This is a genomic window from Nocardia sp. NPDC058114 (assembly GCF_042884695.1).
Taxonomy (GTDB): Bacteria; Actinomycetota; Actinomycetes; order Mycobacteriales; family Mycobacteriaceae; genus Nocardia.
The window spans coordinates 90,468-114,999 of record NZ_JBHVTK010000008.1; the positions used below are offsets into that span (position 1 = coordinate 90,468).

Below are 24,532 nucleotides of genomic sequence, written 5' to 3' on the forward strand. Positions count from 1 at the left end.
TGGTCCGCCACACCGCTCCACGAGTTTCAGGCGATCTCGGAGGGCGCGGTCAGCGCGGCCTGCATGGCCACGCCGTCGACGTAGGTGTGCTTCGCCTTGACGGCGCCGTCCTCGACGGTGACCATGTCCGCGATATCCACATCGACGGCGCCGCCGGTGACGGAGGTGCCCGACAGCTTCCATCGCACCACCCAGAAGTCGTCGCCGACGCGCAGGTCGACCTGGGTGAAAGTCAGATCGGGGACGAGGGCGAAGGTCTCTGCGGCGGCGGTTCGGATTTCCGCGCGCCCGTGCGCGGGTGCGCCCCCGGAGTGCAGGTGGAAGACCGAATCGGGCGTGTGTAGCGCGGCGATCCGGTCGGGGTCGCGCTCGGCCCAGCAGGCGTGATAGCGCTCGAACAGATCCTTGGTGGCATCGGACATAGTCCCCAAGCCCTTCGAATATACAAACAGGATGACTGTATGTTCCCGAATCCGGTGTGGCCGGTCAAGGGCGAACGGCCTCGGATCTGCCGCGACCCTCGTCCTGCCCTAGACTTCGACGTCGCCATGAATCCTGATCGCCGGACCCAAGCCGAACGCTCGGCCGCCACGCGTGCCGCGGTGATCCGTGCCGGGCGAGAGCTGTTCGGGCAGTTCGGGTACGGGGCGGTGAGCACGATCGCGGTCGCCGAGGCGGCCGGGGTCAGTCGCGGCGCGCTCTATCACCAGTTCGGCGAGAAGCGGGATCTGTTCGAGGCGGTGTTCGAGGATCTCGAGCGCAGCTTGGTGGAGGTGATCGCCGCCGCCGTGGCCCAGGCGCGTGCCGAGGATCCGATCGCGAGCCTGATCGTGGGCTGCCTGGCGTGGTTGCAGGCCTCGACCGCGACCGAGGTGCGCCGGATCGCGCTGCTCGACGCGCCCGCGGTGCTCGGGTGGGCCCGGTGGCGCGAGATCGAGTTGCGGCACACCATCGGCCTGGTGGAGAACGCGATGGCCGGTGCCATGGCCGCGGGCCGGATCAGGAAGCAGCCGGTGCGGCCGCTGGCGCTGGTGGTGGTCGGTGCGCTGGACGAGGCGGCGCAGTACCTGGCGCATTCGGCGGACGCGGGGGATATCGTCGCTGTCCGCGCGGTGATCGAGCAGCTCATTTCCGGCCTCGCCGTCGATCAGGGCGGGTAGTTCGCAGGCGCAGTAGGTTAGGCTTGCCTAATGACGACTGGGACTGTGAATCGACCGGCCATGGTCTACGCGCCGCTGACGGTTCGTCGCGCGGTACGGCTGACGCCGCGGATGGTGCGGGTGACCCTCGGGTGTCCGGACCCGGCCGCCCTCATCGACGCCGGGCCCGACCAGTACACGAAGCTCTTCTTCCCGCTCCCGGGCAGGCCGCGTCCCGTCGTGCCGCCGCCACTGGACGACTCGGGCAGTGTGATGAGTTGGTACCAGCGCTATCTCGCGATGCCCGACGAGATCCGCCCGCCGATGCGGACCTACACGGTCCGGGCGCAGCGGCCCGAACTCGGCGAGCTCGACATCGATTTCGCCCTGCACGCCGAGCACGCGGGTCCCGCCTCGGACTGGGCGTCGACCGCGGTGCCGGGCGACGAGATCGGCCTGCTCTGCCCGCCGCACGCGCTCTACACCCCGCCCGCCGACCCCGAGTGGCAGCTGCTCGTCGGTGACGAGACCGCGGTTCCGGCGATCGGCGCGATCATCGAACGCCTCGCCGTGGGAGCGCGAGCGCGAGCGTTCATCGAGGTCGAAGGCCCGGCTGACGAGCAGGGCTTCGAGACCCGCGGCGACGTACTGATCGAGTGGGTGCATCGCGGTGATCGCCCGCACGGCGACGCGGTGGTCGCCGCGGTCCGTGCGGCCGAGCTCCCCGCGGGCGTGCCCTACGCGTGGATCTCCGGTGAGGCCGAGTTGGTGAAGCTCACCCGGCGCAATCTGGTCCGCGACCGTGGTGTCGACAAGCGCGCGATCACCTTCACCGGCTACTGGCGTCAGGGGCGTAGTGAGGAGGACAACGGCCGCGAGAAGGTGCGCCGTGCTGCCGCCGGTGAGCCACTGGTCCTCGACGAGGACTGACGCGCATCGTCCCGCCGCCCATCTGTGATGCCACTAATAGTTATTGCACTAACTATTAGTGGCGTAATAGTGTGTGGGCTGAGAAAGGTGGTGGACGATGCAGGAGCTCGACGACCCGCTGCGGCTCGACCGGCAGGTGTGCTTCGCCCTGGCGGTGGCCAATCGATCCGTGCTGGCGGTCTACCGGCCGCTGCTCGAACCGCTCGGCCTGACGCATCCGCAATATCTGGTGATGCTGGCCCTCTGGGGTGAGGCGCCGATGTCGGTGAAGGCCGTCGCCGAGGCGATCCAGCTCGACTCCGCGACCTTGTCACCGCTGCTCAAGCGACTCGAATCCGCCGGTCTCATCACCCGCCGCCGCGATCCGCACGACGAGCGCACGCTGCACATCGACCTCACCGAGGCGGGCCGTGACCTGCGTGAACAAGCCGAGCAGATCCCGCCCGCCGTCGTGGCACGCCTCGGCGTGAGCCTGGCGGACCTGGAAGAACTGCGCGATGTCCTCGGCCGGGTGAACGCGGCCGCGCGACGCGCATCCGATGTGAGGGAGCAGCAGTGAGCAACTCGACCCCGAATCTCTGGCAGCGCGTTCGCTACATCACCGGCGGAACCCTGCCGCCCTCGATGTCGGACTGGGTGCTCGCCGACCTCACCGGCCCCGGCGCGACCCGCCGATACCTGATGCGCTTCCTGCTGCCGGTGCTGCCGGTGCTGTGCCTGTTCTTGCTGGTGCCGGGCCCGCTGTGGATAGGGCTGTCGATGATGGCGCTGCTGTACCTGCCGCTGGTCTACTTCACTGTGGCGTTGGTCTACGTGTACCGGCGGCACCGCCTGGTCAGCCATGGCTTCGATCCCGAGTTGGCCAACGAGGCCGAACGCCGCCGGACCGAGGCCGAGCGCGTTGCCTACGAGAGTCGCCACCACCGCGGCTGAGCTGAGCCGCGACGGATCGAGGACGCGCGGACCGAACGGGGGAGTCAGCCCGCACGCAGGGTGGGCCCGACGAATCGTTCGACCAGGTGACGTTCCGCCGTGGCGTCGGGCAGCGGCCAGGTGAGCAGCGACAACACGACGCGCACGACCCAGCCCGCGGCCTCGTCGTCGGGGGCGATCCGGGTCAGCGCGGTCGCGATGTGACCGAGTTCCGGTGCGCCGGCGAGGAATTCGTCGGTGTCGGGGGAGCGGTGGCGGATCAGCCACTGGCGCAGCACCGGGTCGGCGCGGATCGCGGCGACGGCGGCCAGGATCGCCTCGACGGGTCGTCGGCGGGGCGGGACCGAGTCGACGGCCGCCTCCACGCGTGCGACGACGGAGCCTGCGGCCCGGACCATCACGGCGCGTATCAGTCGTGGTTTGCCGCCGACACAGCGATACAGCGTCGCGCGCGAGCACCCCGCGGCCGCGGCGATGTCGTCGGCGGTGACGTTGTCTATGCCGCGTTCGAGGAACAGCGCGAGGGCGGCGCGTTCGATGCGGTCGACCGCGATGGTGCGTCGGTCACCGCCGGCCAGCCAGTCGACTTGGTCGCTCACCGGAGAACCTCCACACGTGTCTGTCTCAGAGTGAGACGTTCGATGGAATCTGTCTAGCCGAATCCGGCCAGGCTGAGGGGTGTTTTCGACGAAGTACGCGGCGGATTGTGAGGCAACACGGTCGCCGGGCTGTCTCATCTCGAGACAGTCGTTGACCGCATGCCTCTGCGCGGTACACGGTGAGCGCCGACAGCCCGACCAGGAAAGGCGGCAGCCGTGACCACGGACCTCGAAGCGATCGACCTGTTCGATGCGACGGTGCTCGACGACCCCTACCGGATGTATCGCGCCCTGCGCGAACAAGCGCCGGTCTACCGGGTACCCGGCACCGATTTCTTCCTCGTCGCCTCGTGGGCCGAGGTCGCCGAGGCGACCCGGCGCCCCGCGGAGTTCTCCTCGCATCTGACCGGCGTGCTCGTCGCCCAGCCGGGCGCGGCGCCGATGACCTTCGACCTCGACGCGACCGGGCAAGCGGTCCACGTGCTCGCCACCGCCGACAGCGACGTCCATGCCGTCCATCGCGGCATCGTCGGACCGGCTCTGGCCAAACGGGTGCGCACGCTCGGCCCGTTCGTCACCGCACTGACCGAACGGCTGTGGGCGGAAGAACTCGACGGCGATCGGATCGACTGGGCCACCGGGGTCGCCGATCGTTTGCCGCTGGCGCTGATCGCCGAACTCGTCGGTCTGCCGGGGACCGATGTCGCGAAACTGCTCTCGCTGGCCTACGACTCCACCGAGATGCTGGGCGGTATCGTCGCCGAGGGCCGGATGACCGAGCTGATCACCTCCGCGGCCGAGCTCGCCCAGTACGCGTACCTCGCGATCGGCAACGCGAAAGACCGAGTGGCCGATCGAGATTCGCCGCGAACCCTGCTCGAGGTGCTCGTCGCCGCGATGGATGCGGGCACGATCGACGAGCAGCAGGCGGTACTGATCCTGGTGCAGCTGATCGGTGCGGGAGGGGAGTCGACCGCGGGTCTGATCGCCTCGGCGGCGCGACTGCTCGCCGCCGACCTCACTCTGCAGACCCGTCTGCGTGAACGCCCCGAGCTCGTCCCCGCGTTCCTCGACGAGGCACTGCGCCTGGAGTCACCCTTTCGTGGCCACCACCGCCACGTCATGGTCGATACTCGGCTCGGCGGTGTCGACCTGCCCGCGGGCAGTCACCTGCTGTTGCTGTGGGGTGCCGCCAATCGCGATCCCGCCGTCTACCCGGATCCCGATATCGTCGATCTGGACCGGCGGCGCGGCCGTGCCCACGCGGCGTTCGGCGCGGGTGCCCATTTCTGCATCGGGTCCGCCTTGGCTCGGCTGGAAGCGACCGCCGCGATCACCCTGCTGCTCGAACGCACCGAACGGTTCGAGCTGATCGAGCAGGAGCCGCCACGCTGGGTGCCCAGCCTGTTCGCCCGTCGCCACGCGACTCTTCCGCTGCGCATCACCCAGCGCTGAACACGGGTTCGGCGGGGACGAGGCCGGGTCGTCGGCACGGTGTGGCACGGTGTCGGGGTGCGTCCCCGTCTGTTCCTGCCCGCCTGCCTGCTCGCGGCGACAGCGCTGTTCGCCGGCTGCGCGTCCACCACCACGGACGCGAACCCGGCGACGTCGACCGCGACGGCCGTTTCCTCGGAGAGTGCCGTGCCGCCGACTTCGCCCGCCGTGAACCACACGGTTGTCCTCGATCCCGGTCACAACGGTGGCAATGCCACCCATCTCACGCAGATCAACGCACCGGTGCCCGATGGGCGCGGCGGCACGAAGGCCTGCAACACCACCGGGACCTCGGCCGCCAGTGGCTACACCGAGCACGAGTTCACCTGGGACGTCACCCTGCGAGTGCGCGACCTGCTCGCCGCCCGCGGTGTTCGGGTGATCCTCACGCGCGCCGACGACACCGGTGTCGGACCGTGTGTCGATGAGCGCGCCTCGATCGCGAACGAGTCGGGCGCCGACGCGGTGGTCTCGATCCATGCCGACGGCAATACCGGTGCGGCCGCGCACGGATTTCACATCGCCTACGCCGAACCTGCGCTGAATCCGGTGCAGGCCGAGGCGGGGACGCGACTGGCGAGGGCGTTGCGTGATGCGATGATCGCCGGTGGCGCGGTGCCCTCGACCTATGTGGGATCGGCGGGACTGGATCCACGGGCGGATCTGGCCGGGCTCAACCTGGCCGAGCGACCGAGCGCACTGGTCGAATGCGGGAACATGCGCTCGGCGACCGACGCCGCGCTCATCGAGACCCCCGAGGGCCGGGCCCGCTACGCCGAACTCGTCACCGCCGGAATCCTCGCGTTCCTCGGCTGATTCGGGCGCCCGTCCGCCTATTTCGGAGGAGTCGCGCAAAGTTCGCCAGGCTCCCTGCTGTGGGTGCTCGCCCTCGAACAGTAAGACAGCTTGTTGTCGACATGGCTACCTATCTACAACCGATGGCAAATCTGTACACCCCGCACAGCAGCGAGATTAACCAGCCATTTGCTTCGGATGGATACCGGTTGGTTCCATACGCGGATATTCGCTGTATTCGCACAGTTGGGAAATGATCCGCGAATACCGGTAGGTAGCAGTATTTTTCGCTACCGGGACGGTTGACGGATGATCTTCGTCACCCTAATCTTCGGAATCACAGTTCGATATCGAAGTGTTCAGTGTCATCGCTCGAAATGTTTCCCGGACGGCAAGCCGGCCCCTGCCGTCCTCCGCGTGCGTTTCCAAGGAGTACTGATAGTGAGAAGTCGAATCCTGTTCTTCGCCGGAGCAATGGCATTGGCGCCCATCGCCACCGCGGTGGTGCCCGCCGGGAGTGCCACCGCGCACGGTTGGATCACCGGACCCGCGAGCAGGCAGGAGCAATGCGCCCGTGGCCTCGTGCCCTGCGGCGCGGTGAAATACGAACCGCAGAGCGTGGAGGGACCGAAGGGGCTAACCACCTGTAGTGCGAACAAATACCCTGAGCTCGACGACGACAGCCTCGGCTGGGTGCCGCAGAAAGTCTCCGGCAGTGCGAGTTTCACATGGAAGAATACCGCGAATCATCGCACGCTGAATTGGGAATACTTCATCGGCAACACCAGAATTGCTGTGTTCGACGGCCGGAACGAACAGCCGTCCATGGAGGTGACTCATACCGTCGATGTGTCGAGTTATTCCGGCCGTCAGAAATTGCGCGCGGTCTGGAATATCGGTGATACCGCAGCGGCCTTCTACAGTTGCGTCGATCTCGAGGTGAGCGGCGGGGCCGGCACACGGCCGCCGACGACCACCCCGAAACCCACCACTTCCCCGCCTTCCACCAGCACCCCGGCCCCGACCACCACACCGCCCCCGACGACCACGAAACCCCCGGCCACAACCACGAAACCGCCGGTGACGACCACTCCCGAGCACGAGCATCCGACAACCACGGCCGCCCCCGGCGGATCGCCCTGGCGTCAGGGCGCCACCTATGGCATCGGCGACAAAGTCACCTACCAGGGCGCCACCTATAGCTGCAGGCAGGCGCACACCGTGCACGACCCGAATTGGACGCCACCGAACACTCCCGCACTCTGGTCGCGGCTGTAGCCGGCGCGACGAGGTCGGCGAAGCGGTTCGTGTGTTCTCCCACCATCGGTCCCGCGATGGGGTGAGGATGGGGACCGACTCGCCGACCTCGCGTTCGGTCGGCCCCGCAGCACAAGGACGTGAGAAATATGAGTGACAGGAAATTCGCCATCACCGTTGCTGCCCTCGGGACGGCGATGCTGGCCACGACCCTCGGTGCACCCACCGCCTCGGCCGGAGTTTCGCAATTGACGGTGAAACCCAACCTCAGCGTCGGCTCGGCAACCGACTACGGCACCGGATGCACCCACCAATTGCTGGCCAGGCTCAGCGTCGGCATCATTCCTGTCGCCTTCTACGACAACGGCGCGTTGCTGGCCGTGGTCGCGCCGACCGACGGCGTCGCCATGTTCAACTGGGTGCCGTCCTACACCGGCGCCCACACGATGACCGCCGTCCAGGACGGCATCGCCAGCAGCGCGAATGTGACGGTCGGCCGGGGCTTCCGCTTCGGGGAATCCTGCGTGGTCACCGGCGGCTGACCCCATGACAACACTGTGGCCCGGTTCGTACGAACCGGGCCACAGTCGTCGTTTCGCTACTTCGACGCGAGCTTCTTGTCGTCACCCTTCTTGCTCGCGGCCTTCTTGGCGGGTTTCTTCGCCGGCTTCTTCGCCGCGGACGCGGGTGCGGAACCATTGGTGTCGGGCTTACCGCCCGGGTTCATCGCCGTGACGACCAGATCGTCGTCGGCGGTGTCGACCTTCACCGTGCCGCCGGGATCGAGCCCGCCGTCGAGGAGCAGCCGCGAGACCCGGTTGTCGAGCTCTTTCTGCACCGTGCGGCGCAACGGTCGCGCACCGAATTCGGGCTGGAAACCGCGCTCGCTCAACCAGTCCACCGCGGACTGACTGATCTCGAGTTCGATATCCTGGGCGGCGAGCATGCGCCGGGTGCGATCCAGGATCAGTTCGACGATCTGTTCCAGCTGCTCCTTGTCCAGGCGATGGAACACGATCTGCTCGTCGATCCGGTTGAGGAACTCGGGTCGGAAGTGCTGGCGCAGTAGCTCTTCGAGCTGCGGCACGATGGAGTCGAGGTCGCCGGGTGGCGCCTCGAGGATCAGGTGCGACCCGATGTTGGACGTCATGATCACGATCGTGTTCTTGAAATCGACTGTGCGGCCCTTGGAATCGGTGACGCGCCCGTCGTCGAGCAATTGCAGCAGCACATTGAACACATCGGGGTGGGCCTTCTCGACCTCGTCGAACAGGATCACCGAATACGGCTGACGCCGCACCTTGTCGGTGAGCTGGGCGGCATCGTCGTAGCCGACGTATCCGGGCGGGGCGCCGACCAGTCGCGAGACCGTGTGCTTCTCCTGGAACTCGCTCATGTCGAATCGGATCAGGCGATCCTCGTCGCCGAAGACCGCTTCCGCGAGGGCCTTGGCGAGCTCGGTCTTGCCGACACCGGTGGGGCCGAGGAACAGGAACGACCCGATCGGCCGGTTCGGGTCCTTGAGTCCGGCCCTCGCTCGGCGCACCGCCTCGGCGATCGCCACGATGGCCTCGTTCTGCCCGATCACCCGCTTGTGCAGGACGTCTTCGAGCTGGAGCAGGCGCTGCTTCTCCTCGGCGGTCAGATCGGCCACCGGAATGCCGGTGCGCTGGGAGATCACCTCGGCGATGTCGACGACATCGACAATCGGCTCCGACGACGTCGCACCGGACTCCTCCAGCTCCTCCTCGGCGGCGGCGATGTCGGCCTTGAGAGCCGTGGCCTTCTCGTAGTCCTCGTTGTCGACCGCGGCGTCCTTCTCCCGGTACAGCCGCGCGATCGCCTCGTCCCTGGCCTTCACCGCCGGGTCAGGGGTGCCCGAACGGAGCCGGACCCGGGCGCCCGCCTGGTCGATCAGATCGATCGCCTTGTCGGGCATGAACCGGTCGGTGATGTAGCGATCCGACAGCTGTGCGGCCGCGACCAGCGACTCGTCGGAGTAGCGCACCTGATGGTGCTCCTCGTACACATCGGCCAGGCCGCGCAGGATCTCGATGGTGTCCTCCACCGAGGGCTCCGAGACCATCACCGGCTGGAACCGGCGTTCCAGCGCGGCGTCCTTCTCGATGTATTTGCGGTACTCATCGATGGTGGTCGCGCCGACGACGTGCAGATCGCCGCGGGCCAGCGCGGGCTTGAGCAGGTTGCCCGCGTCCATCGAGCCCTCACCACCGCCGCCGGCGCCGACGATGGTGTGCAGCTCGTCGATGAAGATGATCAGCTCGTCCTTGTGCGCGCGGACCTCGTCGAGGATCTTGGTCAGCCGCTCCTCGAATTCGCCGCGGTACTTGCTCCCGGCCACGAGCGAGCCGACATCGAGCGCGATGACGCGGCGGTCGGCGAGGGTGACCGGCACGTCTCCGTTGACGATGCGCTGGGCCAGCCCCTCCACGATCGCGGTCTTACCGACCCCGGGATCACCGATCAGCACCGGGTTGTTCTTGCGCCGCCGCGACAGGATCTCGATGGTCTGCTCGATCTCCTCCGCGCGGCCGACAACCGGGTCGATCAGGCCCTCGCGGGCTTCGGCGGTGAGATCACGGCCGTACTCGTCCAGCGTGGGCGTGTCGGATTCCGGCTGCTGCCGCTTCGACGGCGCGGTCGCCATCGGGGTTCCCGGCGCGGGGACGCCGCCGCTCTGGGTGGCCGCGATCCCGGCGACCAGCGCCTGCGCGGCGACGCTGTCGGGGAGTGCGGCGATGCCGAGCAGGATGTGCTCCGGGCCGATGTAGCTGCTGCCGGCCTGGGCTGCCTGGCGCTGGGCGGCGCGCAGCGCGACCTTGGTGGCAGGGCTGAGCGTGATGTCGGCGAGGTCGTCTTCGCTGGGCCTGCCGGTGTCGAGGTAGTCCTCCATCTGCTCGGCGACCTGGTCGGGATCCAGGCTGAGCTCGGCGACGATGCTGCGCCCGGGTTCTGCTTCGGTGGCCGCGTACAGCAGGTGTTCGGGAGTGATTTCGGGGTTGCCCCATTCCTGGGCCGCCTCGCGAGCGGTACCGACCAGCAACTTCGCGTTGTCGGTCATCAACTTGCCCAGATCGATGCGTTGTACCGGTGGCTTCGAGGACATTCCGGAACCGAAGAATCGCTGGAAGATGTCGTCGAAAGGGTCCCGAGAACTCGGCCAATTTGCTGTCATGCCCACACCTCTTCGCTCGTCGCGCCGTGTGTCACGGCGACTCATGCAGATCGGGTCGGTACTGCCAGCAATACTTCGGCATCCTCGAAGGGTGTGCAAGGGATTGGACAGTTTCACATCGGCGATGTCGGCAGGTGTGGCGCACAAACCAAAATCCGGCCGAAACGCTCCCGAACCACCGGTTTTGTCTGATTCTTGATGACAGGGCGCCGCAGCCGGGTAGCGTGGCGACCCGCGAGGTGGTATCGGCCGCAGCGCCCATTTTTGCCCGCCGACCAGCTGGGTCGAACAGGCCGACGGGAAGTAGAGCACGGAGTTTGGTCAACGACGTCATCGATGTCAGCGCGGAGTTCACGATCGCGCGTCAAGCGTTGTGGGATGTACTGCTCGATCCCCAGAGCTACCCACGCATGTTCACCGGAATCGGCAGTTGCGAACCGGTGGAACGTCCCGACGGCGCGGTCCACTGGCAGGTGCGGGTCGGGTCGGCGAGCGGCGGTATCCGCACGCACGAGTTCATTCTCGTGATCGGCCGCTGGTACGAGAGTTTCGAACTGCGCAGCCCGGTCCTCGGCAGTTTCGCCGCGATCCGCTTGCGTGGCGATCAGCAGCGCACGCGCCTCGATATCACCCTGTTCGCGACCGCGCGGATCCATCCCTTGCTCGAGCAGGGCGGCAACTCGCTGGTCACCGACTGGGTGAAGGCGGGGCTGCGCCGAACCGCCGACTCGATCGCGGGCACCCGTTCCTCGGTGGTGGTCAACGCCGAACGCTCGATGGTGCGCCGCAATGCCAGCGTGGCCCGCAGCATCGCGGCCACCGGCCTGATGCGGCCCGAGCCGATGTCGATCGTGAGACAGCTTCGCTCCCTGTCGAAATGGGGCTTCAACCTGGCCGGCGGGTACGCGGCGGGCGCGGCGTACGAACCCGATCGGCTCGCGCTGATCGATGCGGGCGGTCATCGCACTTTCGCCGAGGTCGACGCCAGATCCACCGCGCTGGCCGCCGCGATGCACTCGATCGGTCTGCGCAAGGGCGACGCCATCGGCCTGCTGGCGCGCAATCACGCGGGCATGGTCGAAACCATGGTCGCCGCGGGCAAACTCGGCGTCGACGTGGCGCTGCTCAACGCGGGATTGTCGGGGCGGCGGATCGAGGAGATCGTGCAGCGGCACCGGCTGAGCGCCGTCTTCGTCGACGGTGCGCTGGAAACGCTGATCCGCTACCTGCACAGCGAGGTACCGCGCTACACCACCGACGACTGTCCGCCCGACCCCGACCGCACCACGATCGACGACCTGATCACCCAGGCGCACACCGACTTCCCGGTGCCTGCCCATCCCGGCAGGCTGATCGTGCTCACCTCCGGCACCAGCGGTTCGCCCAAGGGCGCGCGCCGCCCGCACGCCAAGGGGTTCGGCACCATCGCCGCGCTGCTCTCGCGGATCCCGCTGCGGGTGGAGGAGGTCATGCTCATTCCCGCGCCGCTGTTCCACACCTGGGGTCTGGCCGGGTTGCAGCTGAGCACCGCGTTGCGCGCCACCGTGGTGTTGTCGGACGGTTTCGATGCGATAAATTGCCTGCGCGCGGTCGCCGAACACCGGATCACCACGTTGATCGTGGTTCCGACGATGGTGGAACGCCTGCTCGAGGTTCCCGACGAGGTCCGTGCGGGCTTGGACCTGTCGAGCCTGCGATTCGTGGTCAGCTGTGGTGCGCCGCTGGCCGGCGCCACCGTGTTGCGATTCCTGGACAGCTACGGCGACGTGCTCTACAACGTGTACGGCTCGACCGAGGTCTCGTGGGCCAGCGTCGCCACCCCCGACGACCTGCGGGTTTCGCCCACGACGGCGGGTCGTCCGCCGCTGGGTACCCGGGTCGCGGTGCTCGGTCCCGACCTGCGGCCGGTACCGGTCGGCTCCACCGGCCACATCTTCGTCGCCAACCACATGCTCTTCGACGGTTACGTGAACTCCGCGCCGCCGGAGGAGGCAGACGGCATGCTCGACACCGGCGACCTCGGCTATCTCGACGCCGCGGGACGGCTGTTCGTGGCGGGCCGCGACGACGAGATGATCATCTCCGGTGGCGAGAACGTCTTCCCGCGACCGGTCGAGGAGGCACTCGCCCACCTGCCGCAGATCAGCGAAGTCGCCGTGGTCGGCGTCCCCGACCGGGAGTTCGGTCAGCGGCTGGCCGCGTTCGTGGTGAAACGCGAAGGGGCGGGACTGGATTCGGACATGGTGCGGACCTACATCCGTAACCGGCTGAGTCGATTCTCGGTCCCGCGTGACGTCACGTTCCTGAGCGCGCTGCCACGCGGGGAGACCGGCAAGATCCTCAAGCGGGTGCTCGTACCCGGGTCAGCGCTGAGCGAGTAGCAAGCCCACCGCACGCTCGATCGTCGCTGATGCCTGCTCGCCCGACAGTCCGCGCCGGTCCTGCAGGTGGTGGCGCGTCGGCCAGGCCAGGGCGCCGTCGACCAGATCGAGCAGTTCGTCGTCGAGTTCGCCGTCGGAGCGCGACAGTTCGGGTGCGAACAGCGCGGCCAGTACGGCGCGGATGCGTTCGTCGGTGCGCCGCATCCGTGCGTCGATCGCGTCGATCGATCGAGATTCCTGCAGACCGGGCAGCCGGGGCACGCGCTGCAGGTCGAAGATCGCGGCGCTCTGCGCGACCGCGACTGTGATCCGCTCGGCCAGGGCAGGCGAGGGGTCCGCGACGACCAGGCACCCCTCGACCATCTCGGACTGGCGCTCCGTCGCGGCCACCAGCAACGCTTCGCGGTCGGGAAAGTGCACGAAGACACTGCGTTCGGAGGTGCCCGCTCTGGCGGCGATCTCGCGCGCGGTCGGTGCGAAATCGCCCGCGGTCACCGCGGCGAGCAGTCCGTCGATGATCGCTTCGCGCGTTTTCGCGGGATCGCGCCGCCGCCGCGGCGCGCGCGCCTGCCCCGCGCCCGCCGCGGCGTCCTGCTCCGATCTCATCGACCCATCACAGCACAGTTCGCTGTCGGCCTACTTGCTCGGCTCCGGCGCGGTCCGGTTCATCACCGAGTGCTTGCGCGAATAGGCGAAGTACACGATCAGCCCGACGACCAGCCAGCCGAGGAAGCGCACCCAGGTCTCCCACGGCAGCGACCAGATCAGGTAGGCCGAGAAGCCGATCCCGACCAGCGGGATCACCGGCATCAGCGGCAGCCGGAACGAACGCGGAGCGTCGGGCCTGGTGCGCCGCAACACGATCACCGAGACGCACACCACGATGAAGGCCATCAGAATGCCGATATTGGTGAGCTCGGCGACGGTGTTGATCGGCAACACGCCGGCCAGGATCGCCGCGCCGAAGCCGACGATCCAGGTGACCCTGGTCGGGACCTTGCGGGTGGGGTGGGTCTTGGCGAACCAGATCGGCAACAGCCCGTCGCGGCTCATCGCGAACCACACCCGGGTGACGCCGAGCATGAAGGTGAGCACCACGGTGATGATGCCGACGATCGCGCCGACCGCGGTGATGTTGGCGACGCCCGGCATCCCGACCGATTCGAACGCGGTGGAGAAACCGCTGGTCGGGCTGATCTCGGTGTACTTCTGCATACCGGTGAGCACGAGCGTGGCCAGCACGTAGAGCACCATCGCGATCGCCAGGGAGTAGATGATCGCCTTGGGCAGGTGCTTGCGCCCGTCGATGGATTCCTCGGCGGCGGTGCTCATCGCGTCATAGCCGAACACGGCGAAGAACACCGTCGCCGCACCCGTCCACACCGCGCCGGTGCCGAACGGGAAGTACGGCTCGTAGTTGGCGCTGTCGATATGGAACACCCCGAGCACCACGATGAGCACGACCAGGGCGACCTTGATGCCGACCGCGACCGTCTCGAACCGGCCCACACTGCCGATGCCGCGCGAGAGCACCCACGCGGTGCCGAGACAGAACAGCACCGCGAACAGGTCGATCACCCGGCCGTCCCCGGTATCGGGCGCGCCGAGCATCCACTCCGGCAGGGTCAGCCCGATCTGATCGAGCAGGAACCCGAAATAGCCCGACACACCGATCGCGACCACCGCCGCCACCGCGATGTACTCGAGCAGCAGATCCCAGCCGATGAACCAGCCGGCGAGCTCACCGAGGGAAACGTAGCCGTAGGTGTAGGCCGAGCCCGCTTTCGGGACCATGCCCGCGAATTCGGCGTAGCACAGCGCTGCCGCGGCGCTGGCGACACCGGCGATCAGGAACGAGATCAGAACTGCCGGACCGGTGACCGAGTGCGCGACCGAGCCCGCCAGCGTGAAGATGCCCGCGCCGATGATGCCGCCGACGCCGATCGCGGTGAGCTGCCAGAGCCCGAGTGATTTGGCCAGGCGCTCGTCACTGGGGATCTCGTCGTCGACCTCGATCAATGGTTTGCGGCGCAACATCTGGGTGCGCAGCTCTGCGAAAGACATTCGCGTTTCCTTCCATCGGCGCACACCGCCGCGTCACGGTGGGCTCATCCGAGTACACCGCCACGCGCAACCACGGGCGTCGAGAGTGAATAATGTTCAGCGGCGATGATCGTTCGACCGAGCCGGTCATCTTCCGCGCGTGCCGACCAACGCGCGCAGGAAGAACCCGAGGTTGGCGGGCCTTTCGGCCAGCCTGCGCATGAAGTACCCGTACCACTGGTCACCGTAGGGGACGTATACGCGAACATGGTTGCCCGCGGCGGCGAGTCGCTGCTGTTCCTCGGCGCGAATGCCGTACAGCATCTGGTATTCGTACTCCTCGGTCTTGCGCTGTGCCGACTGCACACCCACCCCGGCCGCGGTGATCACGGCCGGGTCGTGCGAGGCGATCATCGGATAGCCCGCGCCCGCGGTGAGCACGCCGAGGCACCGCATGTACGACGCGTCGACCTCGGCCTTGTCGCGGAAGGCGACCGATTCGGGTTCGTCATAGGCGCCCTTGCACAGCCTGATTCGCGAGCCCGGGCCCGCCATCGCGCGGCAGTCGTCCTCGGTGCGGCGCAGATACGCCTGCAGCACCGTGCCCAGCCACGGGTAGTCGGCGCGGAGTTCGCGCACGATCGACAGCGTCGAATCGGTGGTGGTGTGGTCTTCGGCATCGACGGTGACCCAGATTCCCGCGGCCTCGGCGGCGGCGCAGATCTGGCGGGCGTGCTCGCGGGCGATGGCGTGACCGCCGCTCGGCACGGCCTGCCCGAGCGCGGACAGCTTCACCGAAACCTCCAGTGGCCGAACAGCTCCCGTGGCCACCTCGGACTGGGGGAGTGCGCCGAGCGCGGCGATCAAGGTCCGGTACTGCGCGACGGTCGCCTCGGCGCCCGCCAGGTCGGTGGTGTCCTCGCCCAGGTAGTCGATGCTGACGAAACGTCCTGAGCGCAACAGTGATTCGGTGGCCCGCACCGCCTCCTCGGTGCTGGTGCCCGCGACGAAGCGGGCCACCACCGCCCGGCTGATCGGCAGTCGGGTGATGGTGCGCTCCAGTCGGGGTGAACGTGCGGCGGCGAGCATGGTCGAACGCAGCAGAGCAGACATCAGCCCACCTCCGGTGCCTGGTGGGGGTAGCGATGCTCGGTGGGCGCAACGAAGGTTTCCTTGATCGTGCGCGCGGAGGTCCAGCGCAGCAGGTTCTGCGGGGAACCGGCCTTGTCGTTGGTGCCGGACGCGCGTCCACCGCCGAAGGGCTGCTGGCCCACGACCGCCCCGGACGGTTTGTCGTTGATGTAGAAGTTGCCCGCGGCGAAGGTGAGCCGGTCGGTCGCCGCGGTGATCGCGGTGCGGTCCTGTGCGATGACCGAGCCGGTGAGCCCGTAGGGGCTGCCGCTGTCGACGAGGTCCATCGCGTCGGCGAAGGCCGTCGGGGTGCTGTCGTCGTAGACGTGCACCGCCAGGATCGGGCCGAAGTACTCGGTGCCGAAGACCTCGTCGGTGGGATCGTCACCGACCACGATGGTCGGGTCGACGAACCAGCCGACACTGTCATCGCTGTGTCCGCCCGCCACCACGGTCAGGCCCGGTGTGGCCTTGGCGCGCTCGAGCGCGGCGGTGTTGCGGTCGAAGGCGTGTCGATCGATCAGCGCCCCACCGAAATTGGTGAAATCAGTGACATCGCCGTAGCGCAGGTTCGATGTCCGTTCGATCAGGTCTTCCGACATCGTCGCCCATACCGAACGCGGGATGAAGGCTCGCGAAGCGGCCGAGCACTTCTGGCCCTGATAGTCGAACGCGCCGCGCAGCAGCGCGGTGGTGAGTACCGCCGGATCGGCCGACGGGTGCGCGAGCACGAAATCCTTGCCGCCGGTCTCCCCGACCAGCCGTGGATAGGTGCGGTAGCCGTCCAAACGCTGTGCCACCTCGCGCCACAGGTGCTGGAAGGTGGCCGTCGACCCGGTGAAGTGCACGCCTGCCAGTCGTGAGTCGGCCAGCACGACATCGGAGATCACCGGACCCGCCCCGTTGACCAGGTTGATCACTCCGGGCGGCAGTCCGGCCGCCTCGAGCAGCCGCATCGTCAGATAGGCCGCCACGGACTGGCTCCTGGCCGGCTTCCACACCACGGTGTTGCCCATCAGGGCGGGCGCGGTGGGGAGATTGCCCGCGATCGCGCTGAAGTTGAACGGTGTCACCGCGTAGACGAACCCCTCGAGCGAGCGGTACTGCATCCGATTCCACACCCCGGGTGCGGAGATCGGCTGCCCGGCCAGGATCTCGCGGGCGAACGAGACATTGAACCGCCAGAAGTCGATCAGCTCGCACGGTGCGTCGATCTCGGCCTGGTAGGCGGACTTGGACTGCCCGAGCATCGTCGCGGCCGCGATCTTCTCCCGCCACGGCCCGGAGAGCAGGTCGGCCGCACGCAGGAAGATCGCGGCTCGATCGTCGAACGGCATCGCCTGCCAGGCGGGCGCCGCGGCACAGGCGGCCTCGACCGCGGCGGCGGTTTCGGCGGTGCTCGCGTCGCGCAGGGTGCCCAGGACGGCGGCGTGACGATGCGGTTGGACCACGTCGTAGGAAGGGCCGTCGCCGGGCAGATGGCGACCGCCGATCACGTGGCTGATCTCGGTGGGGGAGGCGGACAACTCGGCGAGCGCGGTCTGGAGGCGGCGGCGTTCCGGGCTGCCCGGAGCGAAGGTGCCGACAGGTTCGTTGACCGGTGGTGGGGTGGTCGCGATGGCGTCCATGAGTGCGGCTCCTGCGTCGTGGGGGGAGAGCGGGATGTGACGTAGTCAACACCGATCGGCAGCAGTCATAATCATCTGATCGGATGAATATCCGAGCCCGTCTTTGTCCGATCGACCAAACCGGAGGTACCCGATGACTGACGGGTCCACCACGCTGCGCGGGCTGCTCGCCGCGCTCGACCATGCCGTCGCGACCCTCGTCGACGCGCCTGCGGGCGAGGAGGTCGCGGTGCGAACGGTCGCGTTGGCCGAGCCTGCTGACCTGCCCGAACACCTCGACGCCGAGGGCGCCCTGCCCGAGGTGTACTTGCTGGTCGGCGTCGACGCCGACGCGACCGAGCGGTGGTTGCGCGAAGTCGGCGACCGTGACCCCGCGCAGCGGCCGCGCGTGCTCATGACCAAGAGCGCCAACGACTCACCCGCGGTGCGCGCCGCCGCCCACACCGCGGGCGTCGCGCTGGTGCACGTGCACCGGCAGGCGCGCTGGGACCAGGTGTTCTCCCTGATCCGGCGGATGCTTGCCCGTTCGCCCGGTCAGCGCGCCGCATCCGACGAGCACGACCTGCTCGCCCCCGACACCGACCTGTTCGGGCTGGCTCAGGTGCTGGCCAGGGAAACCGGCGGCATGGTCTCGATCGAAGACCCCCAATCGCACGTCCTGGCCTACTCGGCCTCGGACGCCTCGGCCGATCAGCTGCGCATCCAGTCCATCCTCGGACGGGAGGGCCCGAGCGACTACCTGCGGATCCTGCGGGAATGGGGCGTGTTCGACCGGGTGCGGCGTGGTGACGAGGTCGTCGATGTGCCCGAACATCCCGAGCTCGACATCCGCCGCAGACTCGTCGTCGGCATCCGGCGAGGCGCCGACGGCGCGCAAGCCAGAATGCTCGGGACCATCTGGTTGCAGCAGGGTGCGGGGCCGCTGCGACCCGACGCGGCGCAGGTGTTGCGCGGCGCGTCGGCGGTGGCGGCCCGGATCATCGCGCGACGACTGGACGCGCCGTCGACCGAGGCGCTGCTCGTGCGCCGGTTGTTCGGCGCGCACGGTGACGGCGTCGACGTGCCCTCGGTGGCCGCCGCATTGAACCTGCCGGCGACCGGTCCCGCCGCGGTGATCGGCTTCGCGCCGATCGGCCCGGCCGCGGGACTGGCCGCGTCGAGCGGTTTGATCCGGTTGCACGCCAGCGCTTTCCGCGACGATTCGGTGACCGAGTCGATCGGCGAGCGCGTCTATGTGCTGTTGCCCGCCTACCATTCCGAGCGCGGCGTCGGTTCGTGGGTGCGCAAGCTGGTGACCCAGCTCGAGCAGACGCGCGAACTGATCGTGCGGGCCGCGATCGCCGCACCGGTCGCCGGGCTCACCGCGGTCGCGAGTGCGCGCGCCGAGGTCGACCGGGTGCTGGACAGCCCGGTCGCCGACCCCACGGGTGGCCGGGTCGCCACGCTGGCCGATGCCAGGACCGCGGTACTGCTGGCCGAGATCATGGAGCTGATCCGCGAGCGCCCGCGCCTGCACGATCCGCGCCTGGCCGACCTCGATGCCTACGATCGAACTCACGCCGCTGACCTGCGGGTATCGGTTCAGGCCTATCTGCGGGCGCACGGTGAGGTCCGTGCCGCGGCGGCCACGTTGCGCGTGCATCCGAACACCCTGCGCTACCGGCTGCGGCGGGTGGAGGCCATTCTCGGCATCGATATGACCGACCCCGAGGACCGGTTGCTGCTCGATATTCAGCTGGCCGCGCTGCCCGGTACGGCGATTGCTCAGAAATAACACAGATATTGCAGTTAGTCTGCAATAGTCGTTCGGGTCGGACGGTCGTGGAACGAAGGAGTAACGGTGAGCAGTGCACACAGGGGCCGGGGCGAGCTGTCGCGGCGCGGGATGCTGGGTGTCGGAGTCGGCGCGGCTGCCGCGGTAGCGGTCGGCGCGACCGTCACCGGATGTGGTGACCGACCCGCCGGAGTCGCCCCGTCGAGCACCCAGACCGACCCGACCGAGGCCATCCTGGAGGCCAACCGCGCGCTGGCCGACACCTTGCCCTTCGGCGATACCGCCGATTTCGCCGACGCCGACCGTGGCTGGATCGCTTCCCTCGAGCCGGGCACGGTGACCGATCCGTCGGGGAAAGTGGTGTGGGACACCGACTCCTACGACTTCCTCGCGGGTTCTTGTCCGCACTCGGTGAACCCGAGCCTGTGGCGGCAGTCCCAGCTCACCGTCAAACAGGGCCTCTACGAGATCGCGCCGGGCTTCTACCAGATCCGTGGCCTCGACCTGTCGAACATGACGTTGATCGAAGGCGAGACCGGCGTGGTCGTCATCGATCCGCTGGTCTCGGCGGAGACGGCGGCGGCCGGGCTCGCGCTCTATCGCAAGCATCGCGGTGACCGGCCGGTCACCGGCCTGATCTACTCCCACTCCCATGTCGATCACTTCGGCGGCAGCTACGGCGTCATCACCCCGCAGGACGTCGCCGCCGGTCGCTGTCCGGTGATCGCGCCCTCGGGATTCATGGAGCACGCCGTCGCCGAGAACATCTACACCGGTACGGCGATGGCCCGCCGCGCCGCCTACATGTACGGCGCCGCCCTGCCGCGCGGTCCGAAAGGTCAGGTGGGAGCCGGTCTCGGACAGACCAATTCGGTCGGCACGATCGGCCTGATCCCACCCACCGTCCATGTCACCCGCGCCGACCAGGAAGAGACGGTCGACGGCGTGCGGATGGTCTTCCAGCTGACGCCGGGCACCGAGGCGCCGTCGGAGATGAACTTCTACTTCCCCGATCGCCGCATCCTGTGCATGGCCGAGAACGCCACCCACACCATGCACAACATCGTCACCCTGCGCGGCGCGCTGGTGCGCGACCCGCATGTCTGGTCGAAATACCTCACCGATTCGATCAACCGGTACGGTCGCCGGTCCGATCTGGTGTTCTCCTCGCACCACTGGCCCGTCTGGGGTACCGATCGGATCGTGGAGTTCCTGTCGCTGCAGCGCGACATGTACGGCTACCTCAACGATCAGACGCTGCGATTGCTGAACCAGGGCTACGTCGGCGCCGAGATCGCCGAAATGTTGCGGATGCCGCCCGCGCTGACAACGTCGTGGTCCACGCACGGCTACTACGGCTCGGTGAGCCACAACGTCAAGGCCGTGTACCAGCGGTACATGGGCTGGTTCGACGGCAACCCGGCGCACCTGTGGGAACACCCGCCGGTGGAGAACGCGCGCCGCCACGTCGACGCGATGGGCGGCGCCGACGCGGCCCTGCGCACGGCGCAGAAGGCCTACGACGCCGCCGACTACCGCTGGGTCGTCCAAGTCGTGAACTACGTGATCTTCGCCGACCCCACCAACAAGACGGCAAAGGACTTGCAGGCCAGTGCCTTCGAACAGCTCGCCTACGGCGCGGAGAACGCCACCTGGCGCAACTTCTATCTCAGTGGCGCCCACGAACTGCGCAACGGTTCCTTCGGCACGCCGACCACGGCCAACTCCGCGGCGATGGCCGCCGCGCTGAGCGTGGAGCAGGTGTTCGACGCGGTGTCGCTGCGGATCGACGGACCAAAGGCCTGGGATGTCCGGATGAGCACCGACTGGCGGATCAGCAACGAGGACAACCGCGTTCACCGCGTCGAACTGCGCAACGGCGTACTCGTGCACTACGACCGATTCCCCGGTGACGCGCTGCCCGCACCCGACGCGACGATCACTCTCACCCGTCAGACCCTGATCGCCACCCTGGTCGGTGGCGCCGACCTGCGCAAGGGCGTCGCGAGCGGTGACATCGTCCTCGACGGCGATGCCACCGCACTGGCGAAGCTGCCCGGTCTGATCGACAAGCCGGACCCGAACTTCGCCATCGTCACGCCGTGACGAGGTCAGGACCCGGTGGGTACCTCGCCGACCGCCTTGGCCGGATCGATCACGCCGAACACCTCGCCCTGGGGCGCCTGCAGAATGCCCATCCGGCCGAACGGGCTGTCGTCGGGGCCCATGATCACCGAGGCTCCCAGTGCGGTGGCCTCGGCCAGCGAGCCGTCGGCGTCGTCGACCTGGATCCAGGTGAGCCAGTAGGGCGGGGTACTCAGCGCTGAGGCGTCCATCATGCCGCCGATCTCGTGGCTGTCACCGGGCAGCGCGAAGGTGGAGTAGGTGAAGGTTTCCCCGTCGCCGATCTCGTTGTACTGCCAGCCGAATACCTTGTCGTAGAACTCGTGTGCCTGGTCGTAGGCGGGAGTGTGCAGTTCGTTCCAGCAATAGGCGCCGTGCTGGTTGAACACGCCGGCACCGTGGTGTGCTTTGGCTTCCCACACACCGAAGACCCCGCCTGCCGGGTCGGCGGCGATGAACATCCGCCCGACGTCGAGAACATCGAACGGCGGCATGAACACCTGTCCGCCCGACTTGCTCACCCGCTCGGCGATTTCGTCGGCGCGTTCAGCCGCGAAGTAGGTGGTCCACACCGACGGCATCTCGCTCATGCCCTCGGGTTTCGGGCCGATGCCCGCCGCCGGTCGGCCGTCGAGTGTGGCCATGAGATAGCCGCCGGCTTCGGCGGGACCGTCCTGGACCTCCCAACCGAACAGCGTGCGGTAGAAATCGCGGGCGGCGGTGGTGTCGTCCACCTGACAGTCGATCCAGCAGGGAGTCCCCTGCGGCCAAGCTTCGTCGCGTGTCGGCATTGTCGAACGTCCTCCTCGGCGATGGATGTAGGCCGGTCCCAACCGCACCGGCATGGGTCGAGTCAACCACCGGCCACCGACATGAACGCGGAGCCACAACCGCGCTGAACTGGAACAACGTGTGTTCACAGCGACAGTCCGAGCGGGCCGACGATCACCCGGCGAACTCGTTACCCCTGTTACAGTTTCCGCGCCGATCGTGCGGTGGCTTGGTCAACGTCGGAAACGAACCGGTCGGGAGCGACTCATGGTGGTTAGAGGTTCGGAACGCGGGTTGGTCCGGATTCTGGTGACGATCCTCGCGGTGGTCGTCGTGCTCGGCTGCGGCGGTGGTCTCGCCGGTGGACAGCCGCCGGACGCGCCGTCCGCGCGGTGGACCGCCCAGCACGACGGCCCGGGGGCCTACCCCGAGGTGCGGGTGGAGCGCGGCGTCCAGATCGCGATGAGCGACGGCGTGGTGCTCAAAGCCGACGTCTATCGCCCGGCCGACGCCGCGGGCGTGATCGAGCAGAAGCCGCTTCCGGTGATCGTCAGCCTGACGCCGTACTCGAAACTCATGACCGGGCTGATCGAATCGGCCGCCGCGATCCCGGGCCTGCAGTCCACCGCCGTCGATATCGTGCGCAGGCTGAACCTGTCCACCACCCCGATCAGCGGTTTCGGCGACCTCATGCAGGCACTGGACGGCGGCATGATCCAGACCATGCTCGGCGTCGACCGCAAACTGGTCAGCGCCGGCTATACCGTGATCGTCGCCGATGTGCGGGGAACCGGTCTGTCGCAGGGCAAATGGGACACCCTCGGTGCGCGCGAACAACTCGACACCCGCGAGGTGATCGACTGGGCGGCCACGCAGCCGTGGTCGAACGGGCGCATCGGGATGAGTGGTGGCTCCTACTCGGGGATCAACCAGTTGCGCGCCGCCGAGAACGCCCCGCCCGCGTTGCAGGCGATCTTCCCGGTCGAACCCGGCAGCGACCTCATGCGCGACGTGGTCGCCCCCGGCGGCGGCGTCGGCACCACGTTCCTGCCGATGTGGCTGAACTCGGTCAACCAGCTCAAGCTCGTACCCGACGTGGCCTCGATGGTCGACGGCAGTTTCGACTGGACCTGGTTCAAGGATCGCCTCGCCGACCCGACCACCAATTTCGACCTGCTCGCCCAGTCGCTGCTCACCCCGTCGCTGTCGAACATGCCGCCCGCGCTCGACGGCGCGCTCGACGACACCTCGGCGTTCCGCGAGGCGATCATGGGCCACCCGGAGAACGTCACGGTGCCCACCTTCGTCTACGGCGGCTGGCACGACATCTTCGCCAACAGCGCGACCAAGCTCTACGAACAGATCCCGCTGCCCGCCGGGCGCAAGCAACTCGTCGTCGGCGACACCTATCACGCCAATCCCGGTGCGGGGACCGGTGTTCCCGGCGCGCCCCCGCGCCTGGACGTTCTGCAGCGGGCCTGGTTCGACAAATGGCTCAAGGACATCGACAGCGGCATCGAGGGATTCGGGCCGGTCACGGTGAAACAGCAAGGTGGCAGCTGGGTGACGCTGCGCGAGTTCCCGCAGCCCGGCGTCACGCATCGCCGTGTCTACCTCTCGGCCGCCCCCAGCGGCAGCACCGAGGACAGTCTGCACGACGGATCGCTCAGCGCCACCGGGCCTACCGCTACCGAAACACTCACCGTCGCACCGGGTTTGAATCAGGTCTGCTCGCGCGACGCGGCTCAGGGCTCGGCGGGTATGGCGGCCGCGTTCGACACCTGCGCGAAGGACTCCCGCATCGCCGAACGCAACGGCCTCACCTTCACCAGCGCCCCGCTGACCGAACAGACGGTGATCTCGGGCCCGATCAATGTGCGGCTCAACACGATCCACGATGCCACCGACGGATTCTGGAACGTCACCGTCAACGATGTGGCACCCGACGGGACCTCGACGGTGCTCACCACCGGCCAGCTCACCTCGTCGATGCGGGCCGTCGACGAACGGCGCAGCGCGCGCTCGATCAACGGAGACTTCACCGCGCCCTTCAACCCCCTCACCGTCGACCGGCTGCTGCCGGTGGTCCCCGGCGCACCCACCGATATCGATGTGGCCGTCATCCCGACCCAGGCGGTGCTGGCGCCGGGACACCGGCTGCGCATCGACGTCTTCGCGGGCAACGCGCCCAAGGCATTGCCGTTCCGGCCGATGCTGAACGCCAGCGGTCTCGAGCCCCAGCACGTTCGTCTCGACCCCGCGGCGCCGAGCTTCGTCAACCTGCCCACCGACCGTCCGATTCCCTGATCGACGCTGGGGGAGTCGTCGCCCCTACTA

Annotated in this window: 20 protein-coding genes; 12 read left to right on the forward strand and 8 right to left on the reverse strand. The window is 68.0% G+C overall.

Annotated features, from left to right (window positions below):
- Positions 1–26: 26 nt before the first annotated feature.
- On the reverse strand, positions 27–422 hold the full coding sequence (locus tag ACFVVI_RS26635; RefSeq protein ID WP_378990020.1) for a nuclear transport factor 2 family protein: 396 nt from the start codon (positions 420–422) through the stop codon (positions 27–29).
- 126 nt (positions 423–548) lie between these two features.
- Between ACFVVI_RS26635 and ACFVVI_RS26640 the strand changes: the two genes are divergently transcribed.
- From ACFVVI_RS26640 to ACFVVI_RS26655, 4 genes are all read left to right on the forward strand, one after another.
- Positions 549–1,160, forward strand: coding sequence for a TetR/AcrR family transcriptional regulator (locus tag ACFVVI_RS26640; protein ID WP_378989922.1), 612 nt, complete (start codon positions 549–551; stop codon positions 1,158–1,160).
- Between the two features lie 30 nt (positions 1,161–1,190).
- Complete coding sequence (locus ACFVVI_RS26645) at positions 1,191–2,069, forward strand: siderophore-interacting protein (RefSeq protein WP_378989923.1); 879 nt, start codon at positions 1,191–1,193, stop codon at positions 2,067–2,069.
- 97 nt (positions 2,070–2,166) lie between these two features.
- Positions 2,167–2,628 (forward strand): MarR family winged helix-turn-helix transcriptional regulator, encoded by a 462-nt coding sequence (locus ACFVVI_RS26650; protein ID WP_379219523.1) that lies wholly within the window; start codon positions 2,167–2,169, stop codon positions 2,626–2,628.
- On the forward strand, positions 2,625–3,002 hold the full coding sequence (locus tag ACFVVI_RS26655; protein WP_378631042.1) for a DUF5313 family protein: 378 nt from the start codon (positions 2,625–2,627) through the stop codon (positions 3,000–3,002). The genes ACFVVI_RS26650 and ACFVVI_RS26655 overlap by 4 nt, the downstream gene beginning before the upstream one ends.
- 44 nt (positions 3,003–3,046) lie before the next feature.
- On the opposite strand, the gene ACFVVI_RS26660 is transcribed toward ACFVVI_RS26655, so the two are convergent.
- Entirely contained in the window at positions 3,047–3,601 is a 555-nt protein-coding gene (locus ACFVVI_RS26660) for a TetR/AcrR family transcriptional regulator (protein ID WP_387447347.1), read from the reverse strand.
- A 216-nt stretch (positions 3,602–3,817) separates the two neighbouring features.
- Here ACFVVI_RS26660 and ACFVVI_RS26665 point away from each other — a divergent pair, with 216 nt between their 5' ends.
- From ACFVVI_RS26665 to ACFVVI_RS26680, 4 genes are all read left to right on the forward strand, one after another.
- Complete coding sequence (locus ACFVVI_RS26665) at positions 3,818–5,056, forward strand: cytochrome P450 (protein WP_387447348.1); 1,239 nt, start codon at positions 3,818–3,820, stop codon at positions 5,054–5,056.
- Positions 5,057–5,113: 57 nt separating this feature from the next.
- Positions 5,114–5,911, forward strand: coding sequence for an N-acetylmuramoyl-L-alanine amidase (locus ACFVVI_RS26670; RefSeq protein WP_387447349.1), 798 nt, complete (start codon positions 5,114–5,116; stop codon positions 5,909–5,911).
- Positions 5,912–6,199: 288 nt separating this feature from the next.
- Entirely contained in the window at positions 6,200–7,168 is a 969-nt protein-coding gene (locus ACFVVI_RS26675; protein ID WP_387447350.1) for a carbohydrate-binding protein, read from the forward strand.
- 128 nt (positions 7,169–7,296) lie between these two features.
- Positions 7,297–7,689 carry a hypothetical protein gene (locus tag ACFVVI_RS26680; protein ID WP_378989929.1) on the forward strand — a complete coding sequence of 131 codons (393 nt, stop codon included), beginning with the start codon at positions 7,297–7,299 and terminating at the stop codon, positions 7,687–7,689.
- 56 nt (positions 7,690–7,745) lie between these two features.
- Here the strand turns inward: ACFVVI_RS26680 and ACFVVI_RS26685 are convergent, their stop codons facing one another.
- Positions 7,746–10,343 (reverse strand): ATP-dependent Clp protease ATP-binding subunit, encoded by a 2,598-nt coding sequence (locus ACFVVI_RS26685; RefSeq protein ID WP_387447351.1) that lies wholly within the window; start codon positions 10,341–10,343, stop codon positions 7,746–7,748.
- 317 nt (positions 10,344–10,660) lie between these two features.
- On the opposite strand from ACFVVI_RS26685, the gene ACFVVI_RS26690 reads away from it, so the two are divergent.
- Entirely contained in the window at positions 10,661–12,724 is a 2,064-nt protein-coding gene (locus ACFVVI_RS26690; protein WP_387447352.1) for an AMP-binding protein, read from the forward strand.
- Here the strand turns inward: ACFVVI_RS26690 and ACFVVI_RS26695 are convergent.
- The 4 genes from ACFVVI_RS26695 to pruA all read right to left on the reverse strand — a co-directional run bounded on the left by ACFVVI_RS26695 (position 12,707) and on the right by pruA (position 17,526).
- Entirely contained in the window at positions 12,707–13,330 is a 624-nt protein-coding gene (locus ACFVVI_RS26695) for a TetR/AcrR family transcriptional regulator (RefSeq protein WP_387447353.1), read from the reverse strand. The two genes, ACFVVI_RS26690 and ACFVVI_RS26695, sit on opposite strands and share 18 nt — an antisense overlap.
- Positions 13,331–13,360: 30 nt before the next feature.
- Complete coding sequence (locus ACFVVI_RS26700; RefSeq protein ID WP_387447354.1) at positions 13,361–14,788, reverse strand: amino acid permease; 1,428 nt, start codon at positions 14,786–14,788, stop codon at positions 13,361–13,363.
- Positions 14,789–14,914: 126 nt separating this feature from the next.
- Entirely contained in the window at positions 14,915–15,880 is a 966-nt protein-coding gene (locus ACFVVI_RS26705) for a proline dehydrogenase family protein (RefSeq protein ID WP_387447355.1), read from the reverse strand.
- Entirely contained in the window at positions 15,880–17,526 is a 1,647-nt protein-coding gene (gene pruA, locus ACFVVI_RS26710) for an L-glutamate gamma-semialdehyde dehydrogenase (protein WP_387447356.1), read from the reverse strand. Before pruA ends, ACFVVI_RS26705 begins: the two co-directional genes overlap by 1 nt.
- A 133-nt stretch (positions 17,527–17,659) precedes the next feature.
- Between pruA and ACFVVI_RS26715 the strand changes: the two genes are divergently transcribed.
- Together ACFVVI_RS26715 and ACFVVI_RS26720 are read left to right on the forward strand one after the other, a co-directional pair.
- Positions 17,660–19,300: a PucR family transcriptional regulator gene (locus tag ACFVVI_RS26715; protein ID WP_379314786.1), complete on the forward strand. Its 1,641-nt coding sequence runs from the start codon at positions 17,660–17,662 to the stop codon at positions 19,298–19,300.
- A 111-nt stretch (positions 19,301–19,411) separates the two neighbouring features.
- On the forward strand, positions 19,412–21,406 hold the full coding sequence (locus ACFVVI_RS26720; protein ID WP_387447462.1) for an alkyl/aryl-sulfatase: 1,995 nt from the start codon (positions 19,412–19,414) through the stop codon (positions 21,404–21,406).
- 5 nt (positions 21,407–21,411) lie between these two features.
- Here the strand turns inward: ACFVVI_RS26720 and ACFVVI_RS26725 are convergent, their stop codons facing one another.
- Entirely contained in the window at positions 21,412–22,215 is an 804-nt protein-coding gene (locus ACFVVI_RS26725) for a VOC family protein (protein ID WP_378989940.1), read from the reverse strand.
- 247 nt (positions 22,216–22,462) lie between these two features.
- Here ACFVVI_RS26725 and ACFVVI_RS26730 point away from each other — a divergent pair, with 247 nt between their 5' ends.
- Positions 22,463–24,502, forward strand: coding sequence for a CocE/NonD family hydrolase (locus ACFVVI_RS26730; protein WP_387447357.1), 2,040 nt, complete (start codon positions 22,463–22,465; stop codon positions 24,500–24,502).
- Positions 24,503–24,532: the final 30 nt, after the last annotated feature.

Coding starts and splice junctions, on each gene's coding strand:
- ACFVVI_RS26635 (WP_378990020.1), bottom strand. CDS start 422: ATGTCCGATGCCACCAAGGATCTGTTCGAGCGCTATCACGCCTGCTGG.
- ACFVVI_RS26640 (WP_378989922.1), top strand. CDS start 549: ATGAATCCTGATCGCCGGACCCAAGCCGAACGCTCGGCCGCCACGCGT.
- ACFVVI_RS26645 (WP_378989923.1), top strand. CDS start 1,191: ATGACGACTGGGACTGTGAATCGACCGGCCATGGTCTACGCGCCGCTG.
- ACFVVI_RS26650 (WP_379219523.1), top strand. CDS start 2,167: ATGCAGGAGCTCGACGACCCGCTGCGGCTCGACCGGCAGGTGTGCTTC.
- ACFVVI_RS26675 (WP_387447350.1), top strand. CDS start 6,200: ATGATCTTCGTCACCCTAATCTTCGGAATCACAGTTCGATATCGAAGT.
- ACFVVI_RS26680 (WP_378989929.1), top strand. CDS start 7,297: ATGAGTGACAGGAAATTCGCCATCACCGTTGCTGCCCTCGGGACGGCG.
- ACFVVI_RS26685 (WP_387447351.1), bottom strand. CDS start 10,343: ATGACAGCAAATTGGCCGAGTTCTCGGGACCCTTTCGACGACATCTTC.
- ACFVVI_RS26695 (WP_387447353.1), bottom strand. CDS start 13,330: ATGAGATCGGAGCAGGACGCCGCGGCGGGCGCGGGGCAGGCGCGCGCG.
- ACFVVI_RS26700 (WP_387447354.1), bottom strand. CDS start 14,788: ATGTCTTTCGCAGAGCTGCGCACCCAGATGTTGCGCCGCAAACCATTG.
- ACFVVI_RS26705 (WP_387447355.1), bottom strand. CDS start 15,880: ATGTCTGCTCTGCTGCGTTCGACCATGCTCGCCGCCGCACGTTCACCC.
- pruA (WP_387447356.1), bottom strand. CDS start 17,526: ATGGACGCCATCGCGACCACCCCACCACCGGTCAACGAACCTGTCGGC.
- ACFVVI_RS26715 (WP_379314786.1), top strand. CDS start 17,660: ATGACTGACGGGTCCACCACGCTGCGCGGGCTGCTCGCCGCGCTCGAC.
- ACFVVI_RS26720 (WP_387447462.1), top strand. CDS start 19,412: ATGCTGGGTGTCGGAGTCGGCGCGGCTGCCGCGGTAGCGGTCGGCGCG.
- ACFVVI_RS26725 (WP_378989940.1), bottom strand. CDS start 22,215: ATGCCGACACGCGACGAAGCTTGGCCGCAGGGGACTCCCTGCTGGATC.
- ACFVVI_RS26730 (WP_387447357.1), top strand. CDS start 22,463: ATGGTGGTTAGAGGTTCGGAACGCGGGTTGGTCCGGATTCTGGTGACG.